This window comes from Pedomonas sp. (assembly GCF_036515995.1).
Lineage (GTDB): Bacteria > Pseudomonadota > Alphaproteobacteria > Sphingomonadales > Sphingomonadaceae > Pedomonas.
Genome location: NZ_DATBUP010000028.1, coordinates 1 through 17,226 on the forward strand (window position 1 = coordinate 1; position 17,226 = coordinate 17,226).

The following is a 17,226-nucleotide window of genomic DNA, read 5'->3' on the forward strand; positions in this document are numbered from 1 at the left end:
GAAGATTTTTTTTAAAGATCAAATGAATTATCAGTAAATATAAATCACTATTATAAAGTAATTCAATTGCCTATTCTAATGCAAATATTTCCTTCTAAATTTCGTCGAAGCAGCCTATACTAGGTACACTTAATTCTAGGCCCGAGATTATGACAAATAATCGCGACCCTCGAGCTGCGCTTGAGATATTAATGAGCGTATCCAAAATTATAATTGCACTACGCAGCTCATCGCCTGTGCTTTTTTTCAAAAGGGTTGCCGTGTCTTATTGCGATAATAGTTCTGCGACATATTCCGCCCACTTTAACCCGGCACTCTGCTTTATTCTTGGCGCCACCTCTTCTGGTTCCCAACTGGGAAACTAATTAGATCCCTTGCTATAGATCGAGCATAGTTTTATGTTATACGAAGCGCACATAGGTGACTGGCTGGGAGCTGAGAGAATGCCGGCATACTTAGGGGGGCCAAAGGTCTGCCTAATTTTTTCCTCCGCGCTAAACGCGGGTGGTGGTACCGTAAGAATGGAAAGGTGATTATTGCCGTCTATATATGGTCAAATAGAATCACCGGTGACCGGCCTCCTAATTAACCCAGACAGATTTTACATGAATTTTTCGGCAGGATTATCCTGCGTCCGACGGGACTCTGTGGTGTAAGTTAGGGAATTCGGCCCGGCGTTCTGGGGAGGCTCAACAGGTAATATTGGTGTTCGGTCAATACTGGACGTGCGGTGATTAGGGCATAGCCTCATAACGAGGCGCACCTTAGGCGTGCAGAGATCAGTTTGACTGCGGCGATATAGTTGGCCAGATCCTTGTCATAGCGCGTGGCAATGCCCTGGAACTGATTGATCCGATGGAAGAAGCGTTCAACTAGATTTCGCTGACGGTAAAGCCAGGGCGAGAAGCCGAAGGGCTGCTTGCGGTTGGATCGGTTGGGAATATTGGCCCAGATGTTTCTGGCTTCTGCTGCCTAGCGGATTGCGTTGCTATCATAGCCTTTGTCGCCCAGCAGCGTCGGGCCATCGGGAGTATCCTCAATCAACGCCTCTGCCTCACAGGCGTCGTGCACTTGGCCTCCGGTCAACCGGAGGCGAACAGGACGTCCCTCAGCGTCGACAAGAGACTGGAGCTTTCTGGTAAGGCCGCCCCGGGAACGTCCCATGCCATGATCGCTGGATCCCCTTTTTTCGCGGTCGCACCGTTTTGGTGGACGCGGACACACGTGGAATCGATCATCACCAACTCGCCGTTGAAACCCACAGAAACTGCGGCCAGCAGCCGATCCCACACCCCGGCCCTGCGCCTGCAACGAACCGATTGTAACACGTTGTCGATAGCCCATACCGCTTCGGTATCTTTGCCCATGTCGCACCGGACCCTAACTTCCGGAGAATTGATTGATCATTATTCAGCGGTCGTCTACTCGCGCAACACCGCGCGGCTTGTTGGGAAGTAAGGGTGCGATATTCACCCATTCTCTCCGTCAGTGCGTATCGCCGCCGTGCGATCAGCCTCTCAGTGCCTAAAGGGCTGTAGAATCACGCGTTCGTGCTGAACTTAAGCAAGTTAAAGAATTTACGCCCTAGCCAATGTACAAGACCGCGCCCCCCCTCGAGGTGAGGCATGCCAGCGACATGGATATGATCGCGGGCGGTGCCAACAGGAGCCACCCCCATCTCATAGACCGAGCCCGCGGTCCGGGTGAGATCGCCGTTAACTGTCAAAGTGCCAATGGGATTGCTTGGCGCTATGGTGCTACCGACCTTGCCGGAGTCGTTGAGAGGCGCCTGTTACTTATTCGAACGTTGCGCAGGCGTGCCAGTACCGTCCTTGCCCACAATCACGTAGACCTCGGCAATCCGCACCGTGCCAGCAAAGCTGCTGTTGTCATTCGTGACGACGCCTGTGCCGTTCATGCTGCCAGTAGATGTCGTATCGCTTGCCTACGCAAAAGTGAGGCCGGCACTGCCGAGCGCGATGGTGCCATCCATTGCCGGAGAGCGAGACCACAGTCGCGACATGGCCATTCAGATCGAGCACGCCGCCGTTAACGGTATAGCTGCCGTTCGGGACAAAAGTGTTGATTGTGGCTTCATACAATGTGCCACTCTGAACGATCGGGACGCTTGTGCAAATGTTTGCACCCGCGAGCACCAGCGTTCCGGCCTCAGCTCTTACGACAGCTGGTTGCAGCGGAGATGGCTGCAGTGTCGGAACGGACGCCATGGTGCAAACGACCAAAGCCACTCTCTGCCTGCAGAGAGGAGCCTCTCAACTCGTACATTTGCTCTGGCCGAAGGAGCACAAGCAGCCAGACCAGGCAGGCTCCTGCATACTGCGCTCCCGGCAATAGGCGTGCACAGCGTTGGCAGTCAGGTTTCGGCAACCCCGGCTTTCCAACTACGCCGTTCAGCAATCTACCCGTGCGGCCTTCGTCACCTTTGCCAACACTCCCGCGACGTCCACGCTGCAATAAGGCTTGCGCAGGAGCACGGTCGCCGCGTTGAGGTCAGCGCCTGCCACGTCTTCGCTGCCTGTGGCGAAGACCACAGGCAGATCCGGTTGCAACGCCCTTGCCTTGCGAGCTAGATCCGTGCCGCAGGCGTCAGGAAGCCCGACATCGGTGAACAGCACATCGAACGCCTGTGCACGGAGCGCCGACGTTGCCTCCTCTGCACTGCCGGCCTCTACTACGCCATGGCCGAGGCTGGCGAGCAGTTCGGCGGTGTTCGTTCGGATGAGGGGATCATCCTCAACCAGAAGGATTTTGAGTTTCGCGGCTCCCTCAGGCGTCGCTAGGGTCTCCATCGCCCAGGCATCCGGCGAGCCAGGATTGGGGCTCCCGGTGGCGACGCTGCGCTGCTGCTGGTTGGCAAGCACATGGCGGATCTTGCGTGCAAGCATCTCGCGCGTATAGGGCTTGGATAAGAGCTCGACGCCCTCATCAAGCCGGCCGCCATGGACGATCGCATTTTCGGTGTATCCTGAAGCGAAGAGGACGGCGAGATTGGGCAACCGCTCCTTGGCCTTGCGGGCAAGCTCGGGGCTCTTGAGCGGGCCAGGCATCACCACGTCGGTGAACAAGAGGTCGATGGGAATGCCACTCTCGATGATTGCAAGCGCGCTGGCCGCATCCCGAGCCTTCAGCACTCGATAGCCAAAGTCGGTCAGTATCTCGACGGTGGTAGAGCGGACCTCATCGTCATCCTCGGCCACAAGAATGGTCTCGGTGCCACCAACAACCGGGCCCAAGTTCGCCGCCTCCACAACGTCCTCGCTTTGAAAGGCGCGCGGCAGGTAGAGTTTGATGGTCGTGCCCTGCCCGACCTCTGAATAGATCGCCACATGGCCACCCGACTGCTTGACGAAGCCATAGACCATCGAAAGCCCAAGGCCGGTGCCCTTGCCCTCCGGTTTGGTCGAGAAGAAGGGCTCAAAGACACGAGCCAGGGTATCAGGGGCTATGCCGCAGCCCGTATCCGATACCGCCAGCATGACATACTGGCCCTGCGCAACCTCGGCATGTCTGCGGGTGTAGGTGTCGTCCAGAAAAGCGTTGCCCACCTCGATCGTCAATTTGCCGTGGCCGTCCATCGCATCACGTGCGTTGATGGCCAGGTTCAGGAGCACGTTCTCAACCTGGCCAGGGTCGACGAAGGTGTTCCAGAGGCCACCGGAGACCATCGTCTCGATTTCGATCGCGTCGCCCAAGGCCCGGCGCAGCATGTCCTCCATGCCGTAGATGAAACGGCCGATATTGACGACCTTGGGCTCAAGCGGCTGGCGGCGGCCGAAGGCAAGGAGCTGGCTTGCAAGCTTGGCGCCGCGGCTGACACCGGCCAGCGCATTGGTGATGCGCCGTTCTGCCCGCTCGTTGCCTGCAATGTCCTTCGCCAGAAGCTGCAGGTTGCCCGATACGATCTGCAAGAGATTATTGAAGTCATGGGCGACGCCACCGGTCAGCTTACCGATCGCCTCCATTTTCTGCGCCTGCTGGAGCGCCGCCTCCGCCTGGCGTCGCTCGCTGATCTCGGCTGCCACTCGTGCCTCCAGCGTCTCGTTCAAGCGCCGCAGGGCCTCTGCCGCCTGTCTTTGCTCAGTGACGTCATTGCCTTGGACGAAAATACCCGAGACATTACCCCTGCCATCAAAAATCGGCTGATAGACGAAATCGACAAAGTGTTCGCCAGCGTTCCGGCTTTCGTCGGCCAGCAAGAGCTTGATCCCGCGCCCGACGAAGGGCTGGCCTGTCTCAAAGACGCGGTCGAGCAGCGCGAGGAAGTTCTGTCCGACAACCTCGGGCAAGGCATCGCGGATCGGCTTGCCGATAAGAGAATCGCGGCCGACCATCTGGTGGTAAGCGGCATTAGCCATGGTAAAGACATGCTCGGGGCCACTCAGCACGGCCATGAAGCCGGGCGCCTGGGCAAAGAGGCCGCGAAGGTACTGGCGTTCCTGCTCTAGCGCCAGATTACTCTCCTGCACGGCCTTGGCCCGCTGGAAGACATCGGATTCTATCAGGTTGGACGGACCGGCGCCGGTCACGTCGCGAGCAAGAGCGCGCAGGCGGTGCAATTCGGAAACGTCGACTGTATGCTGGAGAATATAGGCGATTTCACCTGCCCGATTGGGCACCGGCGTATGTGTTGCACTCCAGTAACGCTCCTGGAAGCCCTGGTCATCGGGAAGCGCAAGATCATAGCGGATGAGCGGCAAATGATCCGGTTCACCGGTCTTGATCACCCGCTCGAGCGATGCTCGCAGCATGCGATGGCCATCTGAGGCCGGATCGCTCGGGAAGGCCTCGAACATGTTGCGTCCAAGGATCTCTTCACGCTTACTCCCTGTAACGCGCAGATAGGCGTCGTTCATCGAGACGATAGCAAGCGTTGCGTCCATCAGGACATAAGGGTTAGGCGAGACGTTGAACAGCGCCTTGAAATCAACCGAACGCGGCATATCGGGAACGTCTTCTCGTTACACTGCCCTGAAATAGCAATAGCTAGGCTTGCTACTATAAAAAACCAGGCAGAATGTACTCTTAACCATAAAAGAAGGTGGCCATCGTCGAGGAAGCACCGCTAATCGGTACGATCTGATGTGGTATGGGTCTTGCCGGCTTGAAAGTCGCCGACCGCAATGCGCTTGCTGGGTAAAGTTTGTGCTGGGCGAGTGATAAGGCGGGCCTTTCGGCTTGCCCTACGCTGCCCAAGACCGACACCAGCCGAAGAGGACATCTGGCCAAGAATCCGCCGTCGCCCTGGCGACAGTCACGGCGCCTGCACGTTGAAAATGGCTATCGCGCAGGCGGCCAAAGGGCCTTCGCTCCCGCGTTCCGGCTCGGCTTCCCTGCGGTCGGCAGGCGCATATTGCTAAGATATATGAACGCCGAGGCGCGCTGCAGGAGATCCCTCTCCTGCAACGCTGGCACCGGATCACTGGGAGGCAGCTTGTCGGCCAGCCATGCGTCCGAAGAAGGTGCAGTCGGCCAGGCTCATGCCCGAGCTGTAACCGGCGCCCCAGCGGGGCAGACCGCAGGCGGCCCTGCCGGCGGCAAAAAGGCCTGGAACGACAACACCACCCGGATCCAGAACTTCGCCGGTCGGCAGGGTGTTCAGGCCGCCAAGGGTGAAGAACGAGAAGTAGCTGTCCTTGAAGTTGAGCTCGAGCGCTGCAAACGGGCCTTCCGTCAGTGGCTTCAACCAGCTCGGGTGCTTGTGAAAGACCGGGTCCTCGCCCTTTGCTGCATAATGGTTGAAGGTCTCAACCGTCTTGGCAAGGGTGCCGGAGGCCATGCCCAGTTCTGCCTCGACTTCCTCCCAGGTCTCGCCAACGGCTGCAATCTCAATGCGGGCAAGGTCAATGGGACGGGCAAAGATCTCGTTATCGACCAGAAGATAGACCTTGTCGCCCGGCTGGTCGAGCATGGTGCGGCTGACACGGCCGTGGTAGCAGTCTTCGTTGATGAAGCGGTTGCCGACCGAATTGACGAAGATGCCTTTCACGAGGCTTTCAGGAATGATCCAGGGGCAGGTCGAGAAGAACTGATCCATGTGAATGGCATCGCCCCCTGCGCCCATCCCCATGAGGATGCCGGAGCCGTTATCATTTTCGCCAATGGGATCGGAGCACTTCAGGGCCTGGGGTGCATAGCGCTCCAGCATCGCCTGGTTCATGCAGAAGCCGCCGGTGCACAGCACCACACCCTTGCGGGCCTTGACGTAGAGCGCCTCGTTGTTGATGCGAACGACAAGGCCGACGATCCGGTGGTCAGCATCCGCAATGAGACGGGTCACCTTGGCATCGGTGCGCACATCAACGCCCAGCGCCCGCACGCGCGCCTCCAGAACGTCGACCAGCTTGCGGCCGCCGCCCCAGCCCATGAACTGAATGACATGTCCGCGCGGCGCGGGCTTGGCATGATCGCGGAAGGGCCAGGCCTCCTCGCTGCCCGACCAGATCAGCGTGTCATCTCCGTCCGGCTCCATGATCTTGCCGGGCAGGTACGTGCCCTTGTAGGGAACACCCTGGGATTTAAGCCAGTCATAATGGTTGAGGCTCTCTGATGCATAGAGCTTGCACTTGGCCTCATCGGCGCCCGGTCCGCCCGCCATCTTGAGGTAGGTCTCAAGGGCCTCGACCGTATCTTCAAAGCCTGCGGCCCGCTGCACATCCGTGCCGCCGCCAATATAGATTTCACCGCCCGACAAGGCCGACGCGCCGCCACTGCCGGAGCCCGCCTCAAACAGGGTAACGCTGGCACCCGCCTCTGCCGCCTCAATGGCCGCACAAGCGCCCGATGCGCCAAACCCGACGACAGCAACGTCGGTTTCAATGTCCCAGGAGGCAACGTCTGCAACAGGCAACGGCCGAACTGCCACGGAAGTGCTCAAAATACCTCTCCCCTTTTTATAACTATGATTTCGGCAGGAAAACTTCTGGCGAGTGGCACTCTAAATGACCGCAAGGCAGCCGCAACCTTGCGCATCCGACAGGTTTTACCGGCCAAGCCCCCGGCCCTTCACAGGCTGTAAGCCCCTTCTGGCGAGGCGATCCGGTTTGAGGCCGCCGGAGCGCAAGAGGCGCACTGTCATAAAGGGTCGATCAGAAGCGGCCATGCGTCGGTCGACGTGTGGCCGGTCCTGATTTCAGGTGAACGAGGGCAGGCAGATGGCAGCGCTTCTGCCGCGAAGCATTCGCTGCCCCGGCCTGCAAGAACCCAGCCGTCAATCCGGACGGCTCTTGAGACAGCATCCACCCCTTCAGGTGAAAAGGGGTAGAGCCACCACCGCCGCACCGGCGACTCTCCCCATTACTTGGCAAAAGGCCCCTTGAGAGCGGGCCGTCTTTTCAAATCAATCGACGAAATCGCCGATGTCTTCCCCGAACACGCGGAAGGAGACGAAGGTGTGGGTTTCCTTGATGCCGGGGATGCGGTGAAGCTTCGTCAGCACCAGGTCCGACATGGCCTGCAGGTTCGGCAGCAGAAACTTGACCAGAAGATCATACTCGCCCGTGATGGAATAGACCTCCTGCGCCTCCTCGATCTCATCGACGATCTGCTGACCGACATCGCTGGCACGGCCTACCTCGCATTTTACAAGAACGAAGAGGCGGCTAAAGGCAGGCAGGTTTTCCATGATATCCTCCTGATTGAACTCTGATCAGCAATGAATGGCGACGGGCCCCTGTAACACGAGCGTTTGACGAGAGCGAGCACAGCACAGCAATCCGCGGGCAAGGCAAGCCTTGCGTGCCGCTTCCGGAGCAGCCCTGCCTAGCCGTGGTCCTCGCACAAAACCGTCGCCTTGAAGGTTCTGCCCGTCGGCGACAGGTCTTCGGCGTGAACGAGCCAGAGGCGGCTCCTGACCGGCGACGCAAAGGGCCGGAAGACGAGATTGTCTACATGCAAACGCGCCAGCGAGCGGGCCAGCAGCGTCGCCCCGAAGCCGGCCGCAACAAGGCCGAGCAAGGTCGCCAGACCGCTTGCCCGATAGGCGACATGAGGCACAAAGCCCGCCTCCTCGCAAAGCGAAAAGAAATGCTCGTTAAAGCCCGCGCCATTGGCCGGGTCGTAAATCACCAGCGGATAGGCCGCCAGATCGGCAATCTCGGGGCCTGCCGCGCGCTCGGCCAAGGGATGGTCCGAGCGGATGGCCAGCACCATGTCTTCCTCGAGCAGGCACTCTGTCACCAGGCCTGAGGGGAGGACCGGCGGCTCGAAACCACGGACGAGGCCCAGGTCCAGCTGCCGGTCGCGCACGCGCTCGATCAGCTGGTCCCGGCCCAGCTCCTGCAGCATGAGCTCGACCTTGGGGTAGGATTGCCGGAACCGGTAAAGCGCGCCTGCAATGCTCGGGACGAACGGCCCGGAGGGCGGAAAGCCGAGGCCTAAATGGCCGACCTCGCCTTGCTGGGCCAGCCGGGCGGTCTGCATTGCCCGCTCGGCCTGCTGCAAAGTCAGCCGGGCTTCCGGCTCGAACAGCTGCCCGGCCTCCGTCAGGCAGACCCGCCGGCTCGTGCGGTCGAACAGCCTGACACCCAGTTCGTCTTCGAGCGCACGGATCTGCTGGCTCAGCGGCGGCTGGGAGATCCCGAGCCTCATGGCAGCGCGGCCGAAGTGCATTTCCTCGGCAACACACAGGAAATAGCGAAGGTGCCTGAGGTCCACCGATCATGTCTTTCAGGATATTGATTCAGCCATATTATGTATTAGACGCGAAAAATCCAAGACGCCATCAATGCGGAAGAGTGATTGTCGCCAGCAAGGTTGTGTTTCGCCCCTGACGGCACCTCACAGGGCTTTCAGTACAGGTCGCGGGGCGAGACGGCGTGCGAGGGTTTTCCGACGTCTCGAGGGGGAGAGGCGTCGATGATCGGCATTGTTCAAGTTGCGTTGCGTCGCCCGCTCACATTCATCGTCATGGCCATCCTCATTGCCATTGCGGGTCTCCTGGCGGCGCTTCGCACGCCGGTCGACATTTTCCCCGATATCCGCATCCCTGTCGTTGCCGTCGCCTGGCAGTACTCGGGCCTGCCGCCCGAGGACATGGCAAACCGGATCATCACGCCTTACGAGCGCGTGCTGACAACAACCGTCAACGATATCGAACATATCGAGAGCCAGTCCCTGCAGGGCATCGGCATCGTTAAAATCTTCTTCCAGCCGGGCGCTGATATCCGCACTGCAACCGCGCAGGTGACGTCGATTTCCCAGACGATCCTGAAGCGCATGCCGCCCGGCATCAATCCGCCCCTCATCACCAACTACAGCGCCTCGACCGTGCCGATCCTGCAGCTGGCGCTCTCAGGCGAGGGCCTCTCGGAGCAGCAGCTCTTCGACATCGGCCAGAACCAGATCCGCCCGCAGCTGGTGACCGTCCCCGGCCTTGCCATGCCCTTCCCGTCAGGCGGCAAGGAGCGGCAGGTGCAGATCGATCTCAATCCACTTGCTCTTCAATCCAAGGGATTGTCGGCTCAGGATATCGGCAACGCCATTGCGGCCCAGAACCAGATCAACCCGGCCGGCTTCGTCAAGATCGGCCCGACGCAGTACAGCGTTCGCCTCAACAACGCGCCTGATTCCATCGAGGGTTTGAACGACCTGCCGGTCAAGGTGGTCAACGGCGCGACCATCTATATGCGCGACGTCGCTTATGTGCGCGATGGCAACGGCCCGCAGCAGAACATCGTGCATGTGGAAGGTCAGCGCTCGGTGCTTCTGACTTTGCTCAAGAACGGCGCGACGTCGACCCTTGCCATTATCGATGGCGTCAAGGCAGCGCTTCCCGGCATTGCCGCCACTTTGCCCGAGAACCTGAAGATCCTGGCGGTCGGCGACCAGTCCGTGTTCGTAAAGGCGGCCGTTGCCGGGGTCGTGCATGAAGGCGCCATTGCCGCCGCCCTTACCTCGCTCATGATCCTCCTGTTTCTGGGCTCGTGGCGCTCGACCGTCATCATTGCCCTCTCCATCCCGCTTGCCATTCTGGCAGCAATTGCGGCCTTGGCGGCGTTTGGCCAAACGCTGAACGTCATGACGCTGGGCGGCCTTGCGCTTGCCGTCGGCATCCTGGTTGATGATGCGACCGTGACGATCGAGAACATCAACTGGCATCTGGAACGGGGCAAGAGCGTCATTGACGCCATCCTGGACGGCGCGGTCCAGATCGTAACGCCCGCGTTTGTGGCATTACTCTGCATCTGCATCGTCTTCGTGCCGATGTTCTTCCTGCCCGGCGTTGCCGGCTTCCTCTTCGTGCCGATGGCGCTGTCGGTCGTCTTTGCAATGATCGCCTCGTTCATCCTGTCGCGCACGCTGGTGCCGACAATGGCGATGTATCTGCTCAAGCCCCACGCGCCTGATGGCGAGAACCGGCATCTGGCGGGCACGCCCCAGACCCGCAATCCGCTGGTGCGCTTCCAGCGCGGCTTCGAGCTTCGCTTCGAGCACGTCCGCTCCGGCTACATGGGCCTCCTCCGGCAGGCACTCGGCGCACGCAAGCCCTTCCTCCTCGGCTTCCTTGCGGTTGTCGTCCTCTCGTTCGGTCTCCTGCCGCTTTTGGGGAGCAACTTTTTCCCGAGCGTCGACTCCGGCCAGATCGCGATGCATGTTCGCGTGCCGACAGGCTCGCGCATCGAGGACACGGCAGCGCGCTTCGATCGGATCGGCCGCGCCATCCGCGAGATCATCCCGGCCTCCGAGCTCGGCTCGATCACCGACAACATCGGTCTGCCGGTCAGCTCCATCAACACGGTCTACAACAACAGCGGCACCATTGGCCCGCAGGACGGCGACGTCCTGATCGCCCTTAACAAGGGCCATCGCCCGACCGCGGAAATCGTTGCCGAACTGCGCCACGAGCTGCCGCGGCGCTTCCCGGGCACAAGCTTTGCCTTTCTGCCTGCCGACATCACAAGCCAGATCCTGAACTTCGGTGCGCCCGCTCCCATCGACATCCAGATCAGCGGAAAGAATGTGGAAGCCAACCGCGCCTACGCGCAAAAGCTCCTGGGCAGGATCGCAACCATCCCCGGGCTGGCCGATGCCCGTATTCATCAGCCCGCCCGCGCGCCCCAGATCAACGTGGACGTCAACCGGTCGCGCATCGGCCAGTTTGGTCTCACCGAACGCGATGTGACGACGAGCCTCTCGAGCTCGCTTGCCGGCACGGCGCAGACCGCGCCCGTGTTCTTTGTCGACCCTAAGAGCGGGGTCTCCTATGCGGTTGTTGCACAAGTACCCGAATACCTGGTGGGCTCGATCGATGACCTCTCGCGCATGCCTATTTCAAGCGCGGGTTCGAGCGTGACCCACCCGCTGGGAGGCCTGGCGACAATCACCCGCTCCAACACCGTGCCGGTTGTCTCCCACTACAACATCCAGCCGGTGCTCAACGTTTTTGCCACGACCCATGGACGCGACCTGGGTGCGGTTGCCGCCGACATCGACAAGGCCATCCAGTCCCTCGAGGCGGAAAAGCCCGCAGGCACAAGTGTGACCATCCGCGGCCAGTACGAGACGATGAACACGGCCTTCTCCGGCCTCGGCTTCGGGCTCGCCGCAGCGATCCTCCTCATCTACTTGCTCATCGTTGTCAACTTCCAGAGCTGGGTCGACCCGTTCGTCATCATCACGGCGCTGCCCGCAGCACTCGCCGGCATCGTCTGGATGCTCTTTGTCACCGGCACCACCTTGTCGGTGCCGGCGCTGACGGGCGCCATCATGTGCATGGGCGTTGCCACCGCCAACTCGATCCTCGTCGTCAGCTTCGCCCGCGAACAGCTGGCCGTCCTTGGCGATGCTACCCAGGCGGCGCTCCAGGCGGGTCTGGTGCGGTTTCGCCCGGTGCTGATGACCGCGCTTGCCATGATCATCGGCATGGCGCCCATGGCGCTCGGCCTTGGCGAGGGCGGCGAGCAGAATGCCCCGCTCGGCCGGGCCGTCATCGGCGGCCTCATCTTTGCAACCATCGCCACCCTGTTCTTCGTGCCCACCGTTTTCAGCTTCGTTCACCGGCACCGCCGGACCAGCGAGCTTCAGTTGGAAGTGCAGCCCAGCCATGTCTGAGACCCTGTCCGTTGACACCCCGTCCGAAACCAAGCCGGACACCCGCGCTCTGAAGCGTTTCGGCATCGGCGCGGCAATCGTCGCGCTCGGCGTCGTTGCCATCGGCACAGCGTCTCGCCTTCATGCAACCGATGAACTGCGCCAGACCGCAGCAGAAGCGGCCGTTCCTGTTGTGGCCGTCGTTGCTCCCTCAAGCGATGCCGGAGGCGGCGTGCTGAGCCTGCCGGGCAATGTGGAGGCCTATAATACCGCCGCCATCTATGCGCGCACCAACGGCTACGTGCGCCGCTGGCTGGTCGATATCGGCGATACTGTCCGGGCCGGTCAGACGCTCGCGGTGTTAGACGCCCCCGAGGTCGAGCAGCAGCTCGCCCAGGCCGAAGCGGATTACCAGACAGCGCTTGCCAACCAGAAGCTTGCCAGCACAACGGCCAGGCGTTGGAGCGCGCTTTTGGCAGAAGACGCGGTCTCGCAGCAGGAAGCGGATGAGAAATCCGGCGATCTTTCCGCCAAGACCGCTCTTGCCGAGGCGGCCCTTGCCAATGTACGGCGTCTGAAGGCGCTCCAAAGCTTCACCCAGCTGGTTGCGCCATTTGATGGCGTCGTCACCAGCCGGTCAGCGCAGATCGGCGCGCTTGTCGTGGCAGGCGCCGCCGCCCAGCCGCTCTTTACTATCGCGGACACCCACCGCATGCGAATTTACGTGCGCGTGCCGCAGAGCTATTCGGCTCAAGTAAAGCCCGGCCTTTCCGCAACGCTCGCGCTGCCCGAGTTCCCGGGCCGCAGCTTTCCTGCAAAAGTGACCCGCAGCGCCAATGCGGTTGATCCCAAGTCCGGAGCCGTGCTGGTCGAGTTGCAGGCAGACAACGCAGACGGCGCGCTGAAGCCCGGCGCCTATGCGCAGGTCGAGTTCAGCCTGGATGCTGGTCATGCACAGAGCCTTCGTCTGCCCGGCGGCTCGGTACTTTACGGCAATGATGGCCCGACCGTTGCCGTGGTTGATGATAAGGGCCAGGTCACCGTCAAGCCCATCACGATCGCCCGCGACGAAGGGCGCTCGATCATCGTGACGGGCGGGGTTGCACCGACGGACCGGGTCATCGACACGCCGCCCGATGCCATCCAGACCGGCGACTTTGTAAAGGTGCAGGCCCCTGCCCCCCTGGCCGCAAAGGGCGCAGCTCATGCAGGCTAAGGCAAGCGCGGCGCTTATCCTGGCGATGCTGAACGGCTGTTCCATGGCACCGGACTACCGCCCACCCGAAATGCAGGTCCCTGCCCAGTTCAAGGAGGCCGAAGGCTGGACGGCCGCGCAGCCGATGGATCACTTGCCGCGCGGGGCGTGGTGGGAAGCATTCAACGATCCGGTCCTCAATGATCTGGAAAAGCGCGCCGAGGAGGCCAGCCCGACGCTCTCGGCCGCCCTTGCCCGCTATGACCAGGCGCGCGCCATCGCCGGGATCGACGAGGCGGACCTTTACCCGTCTATTGTGGCCGCCGGCGAGGCCAGCCGCAGGCGTGTGTCGGGCAACCGCCCCCTCGGCAACGGTACACCCCAAACCTACAGCGACTATGTGGTCGGCGGTGCGCTCGACTATGAGCTGGATCTCTGGGGAAGCATCCGCAACAGCGCCCGCGCGTCTCGCGCCAATGCGGCTGCAAGCGCAGCTGACCTTGCCTCGGCGCGTCTCAGCCTGCAGGCGCAGGTCGCCGACGCTTACGTTCGCCTGCGCGGCTTAGACGCCGAAGCCGAACTCCTGCGCCAGACCGTTACGGCTTTTGAGCGAGCCCATGAGCTGACCGTCAAACGGCACAGGGGCGGCATTGCCTCCTCGATTGACGTCAATCGTGCCAAGACGGTGCTCGGCAATGCCCGCGCGCAAGTCTCTGCGGTTGCCAACGAGCGGGCCGCAACCGAGCACAAGATTGCAGCACTCATCGGCGCCCTTGCCTCTGATTTCAGGATCGAGGCACAGGTGCAGTCCCTGGTAGCCCCGTCGCTTCCGGCCGGGGTCCCGTCCGAGCTTTTGCAGCGCCGGCCCGATGTGGCCGCAGCCGAGCGGCGCATGTTCGCTGCCAATGCGCGGATCGGCGTTGCGCGTGCCGCCTTCTTTCCCTCGCTTACCCTTGGGCTCAGTGGCGGCTGGGAGACGACCAACGGCGCGCTTCTGAAAACGCCCAACAGCTTCTGGGGCCTGGGGCCTTTATCCGCCGTCGCGACCCTGTTCGACGGCGGGCGCCGCAGCGCACAGGTCAGGTTGTCCCGTGCCGATTACGACGAGCTTGCCGCCAACTATCGCGACACCGTGCTTACCGCCTTCCGGCAGGTGGAAGATGCGCTTGCGGCCAACCGGCATCTTGCAGCGCAGGCCGTTGACCAGCGCAGCGCAGCCGAGGCTGCCGGGCGCACCAGCAAGCTCGCCATGTCTCGCTATCGGGATGGGGCATGGGACTATCTGGCGGTCGTCACCGCACAGACGGATGCGCTGGATGCACAACGCGCTTTGCTTGTCGTCGAAACCCAGCGCATGCGGGCCAGCGTCGCGCTAATCCGGGCCTTGGGCGGCACGCCTGCAGACACACGGGCTTGAACCCTCATTACTACCACCGGAGAACACTCGGTTCAACGATGGTAAACGGCTGCAGCTGGCCGGGTGCGGACTGGCAGCTTTCGAATAACCATCCGGAGATAGCTGCCATTTGCGCACCCTTGGTGCGAGTTTAGCTTCCACCGACATTCCTTCGCCGATCCCGAAGTTCAAAGCCCGCGAGAGATCCCGCACAAGCCTTGAGCCACATCGCCGTCGTCGGCACATTGCATTCTTCTACCGCGCGAGCGGTCTGCCGTCGTTCGCGATGGCGAAGGAAGCGTCAGACAATATTGAAGGTGGGGATCTCGTGATCGACTGGGAGGGTATGCCGAAAGGAAGGCGATGGACGCCTGAAGGAATTGCCAAGGCAAACGAAGCGGGTGACACCGCCCAAACGATGTACGAGACAACTCTGTCTCGTCTCCGCGGCCTGATCACCGAACGCGATGCGATCGAGGTGCTTGCCCGCGTTGCCTTTGCGATGTTCTTCAGGATCGTCAGCCTTCAGAAGGAACCCAACAAGAAGGGCATCGAGGTCTGGCACGTTGAGATACTGCAGGCGTTGGCGCTGTCGGCCGAGCGGGTTGACGACGGCGACGGCGCCGGAATCGACTTAGCCGGTTTCACGCAGAATAGTATCGATCTCCTGGAGGAGAATGGACAGGCCTACCGGCATACTTGGCTTCGGAAGCTGACAACCGATCTGGAGAACAACGATCGGCTGGAACTGTTGTCGCTGCTGCGCGACTGGACGATGGCGATCAGGGGCCCTCGACATGTTCATCAGACCGAAGAATTTGTTCGCGCGCTAGCGGCTTCGGTGCGGGAAACTTTCCGGCGGCAGCACGGGTGCGATCCTGATGATCTCATCACGGTGATGCTGGGAGTGATCGAGACGATCAACCGGCGTCTCGAGTCGCACATGGCATGGCTTCGCAGCTGGATGCGAAAAAAGTCCGGCATAGCGATGATACGGGCGTTTGTGGAACCGCTCAGCGCAGAGGTTGCGGCTAAGGTCGAGACGGAAGTGATGCCGCACCGATATGATCGGCGTGTCGTCGAGGCTGGGCTTTGGTCGATCTCCGAAGGCCGGTTTGCATCCATGATGACGTTCACCAGCGAGGAGCTCGTGGCGCGCGCCGACGTCGCGGGCCGCCAAGGTTTGCTCGGGCTTATCGACACGATTTCTTTGCGCTTTGGGGAGGTTGGAAATGATCAGCTCCAGCACCTCCACCTTGATAACCCTGTCAGGCTGAGACCATTCATAAAGCTGGACGACGGCCGATACTTTCTGTGCAACTCACATAGTCTGGGGACCAATTTGGCTGAGACGTTCCAAGAGATCTGCAACAGATTGCCTTCGACAAAGTCTGGGGTCGAGGATGAGCGCGCAGAGTGGCTGGAGCGGAAGCTGCGCTCGACCTTGGCGACATTTCTGCCCGACGCCGAGATACACAGGTCAGTGCTCTGGACAGATCCGGCGGATGGACGGAACTACGAATCCGACATCGTCGCAGTGGTCGACAAGACGGTCATCGTGTTTGAGGCGAAGTCAGCTAAGATCGACGGTCCGGCTCGACGCGGAGCCTTGAACAGTCTGAAGGGCGCGCTGCGGAAGCTGGTTGTCGATCCATCCGACCAGTCGGCCCGTTTCAAGCGGATGCTGCAGGATGCGCACGGCGTCTTGAGTTTCCGGAGCGACGACGGTGTCCTGGAGATCGATTCCGACGCGATCCGCGACATCGTTCGGGTGAACGTGGTGCTGGATGCGGTTGGCCCACTCTCGGCGCATTGGCCGAGGCTGAAGGAGGCGGGGCTGATACCGGAGACGGCTGACATATCCCCGACGATGAGTATCTTCGAGCTGGAGACGGTCATGGAGGTGCTGACGATGCAGATCGAGCGGTGTCACTATCTGAGTCGCCGTGAGGCTTTCGAGCGGCAGGTGGCGTATGTCGCAGACGAACTGGATTTGGTGGCATTCTATCTGGAGACGCAGTTCAACGTGCCGAGCGTGGGTCGCGATGGCGAGCTGTGGCTGTATGGCCGTTCCGCGAAGGTCGCGCATGGTTACAGCGAGGCTAGGGCGGCGGGGGCCCTATCTTTTCCGATCCGTAGGACCGAAACGTGGGAGGCGATATTGCGATCCCTTGAGGACAAGAAGCCCGCGGGCTGGACGCGGTTCGGTCATCGGCTTCTGAGCTTCGACTTCCAGACGCAGAAGGCTGCCGATCGCTTGCTGCGCGAAGGCTGGCGGATCGTAGAGAAATCCGTCGACAGCTTTTTCACCAGTGGCATCACGTCGGGCGAGGCGGAGCGCGCATCGACCATCTCGTTCGTGATCGGTCCACCTCCCGATCCGAAGACCTTTCAGGCCAATGTCGCGCGGGCGACGAGCAGCGCGCTTGACCAAGGCGGGACGCGGGATCTGCTGTTGCTGTATTGGTTCGCGCCCCGAACCGGCGAGGCCTATGATTTCGTCGGGACGATGAAGGGGGCAGGGCTTCCGTCGCGAATGATGCAGGCGTGAGAACCTGGGCGGAGTAGTCGGACGAGCCTGGATCGC

8 protein-coding genes and 1 pseudogene are annotated in these 17,226 nt (G+C 61.1%); 4 read left to right on the forward strand and 5 right to left on the reverse strand.

The window, feature by feature from the left end:
• Positions 1 to 747: 747 nt before the first annotated feature.
• The 5 genes and pseudogenes from VIG90_RS02255 to VIG90_RS02275 form a co-directional block, all read right to left on the reverse strand.
• Positions 748 to 1,510: pseudogene (locus VIG90_RS02255) on the reverse strand (IS5 family transposase).
• Positions 1,511 to 2,411: 901 nt separating this feature from the next.
• The gene (locus tag VIG90_RS02260) at positions 2,412 to 4,961 is read right to left on the reverse strand and encodes a hybrid sensor histidine kinase/response regulator (RefSeq protein WP_331591806.1); all 2,550 of its coding nucleotides are present in this window, start codon (positions 4,959 to 4,961) and stop codon (positions 2,412 to 2,414) included.
• 476 nt (positions 4,962 to 5,437) lie between these two features.
• Complete coding sequence (locus VIG90_RS02265) at positions 5,438 to 6,895, reverse strand: FAD-dependent oxidoreductase (protein ID WP_331591807.1); 1,458 nt, start codon at positions 6,893 to 6,895, stop codon at positions 5,438 to 5,440.
• Between the two features lie 462 nt (positions 6,896 to 7,357).
• A complete protein-coding gene (locus VIG90_RS02270) occupies positions 7,358 to 7,642 on the reverse strand; it encodes an Lrp/AsnC ligand binding domain-containing protein (protein ID WP_331591808.1) in 285 nt (94 codons plus the stop codon).
• A gap of 137 nt (positions 7,643 to 7,779) precedes the next feature.
• Positions 7,780 to 8,673 carry a LysR substrate-binding domain-containing protein gene (locus VIG90_RS02275; RefSeq protein ID WP_331591809.1) on the reverse strand — a complete coding sequence of 298 codons (894 nt, stop codon included), beginning with the start codon at positions 8,671 to 8,673 and terminating at the stop codon, positions 7,780 to 7,782.
• Between the two features lie 201 nt (positions 8,674 to 8,874).
• On the opposite strand from VIG90_RS02275, the gene VIG90_RS02280 reads away from it, so the two are divergent.
• The 4 genes from VIG90_RS02280 (at position 8,875) to VIG90_RS02295 (ending at position 17,190) form a co-directional block, all read left to right on the forward strand.
• On the forward strand, positions 8,875 to 12,069 hold the full coding sequence (locus VIG90_RS02280; RefSeq protein ID WP_331591811.1) for an efflux RND transporter permease subunit: 3,195 nt from the start codon (positions 8,875 to 8,877) through the stop codon (positions 12,067 to 12,069).
• On the forward strand, positions 12,062 to 13,264 hold the full coding sequence (locus tag VIG90_RS02285) for an efflux RND transporter periplasmic adaptor subunit (protein ID WP_331591812.1): 1,203 nt from the start codon (positions 12,062 to 12,064) through the stop codon (positions 13,262 to 13,264). Before VIG90_RS02280 ends, VIG90_RS02285 begins: the two co-directional genes overlap by 8 nt.
• Positions 13,254 to 14,660 (forward strand): efflux transporter outer membrane subunit, encoded by a 1,407-nt coding sequence (locus VIG90_RS02290; RefSeq protein WP_331591813.1) that lies wholly within the window; start codon positions 13,254 to 13,256, stop codon positions 14,658 to 14,660. Before VIG90_RS02285 ends, VIG90_RS02290 begins: the two co-directional genes overlap by 11 nt.
• A 109-nt stretch (positions 14,661 to 14,769) precedes the next feature.
• On the forward strand, positions 14,770 to 17,190 hold the full coding sequence (locus VIG90_RS02295; RefSeq protein WP_331591814.1) for a hypothetical protein: 2,421 nt from the start codon (positions 14,770 to 14,772) through the stop codon (positions 17,188 to 17,190).
• The last annotated feature ends 36 nt before the right edge of the window (positions 17,191 to 17,226 follow it).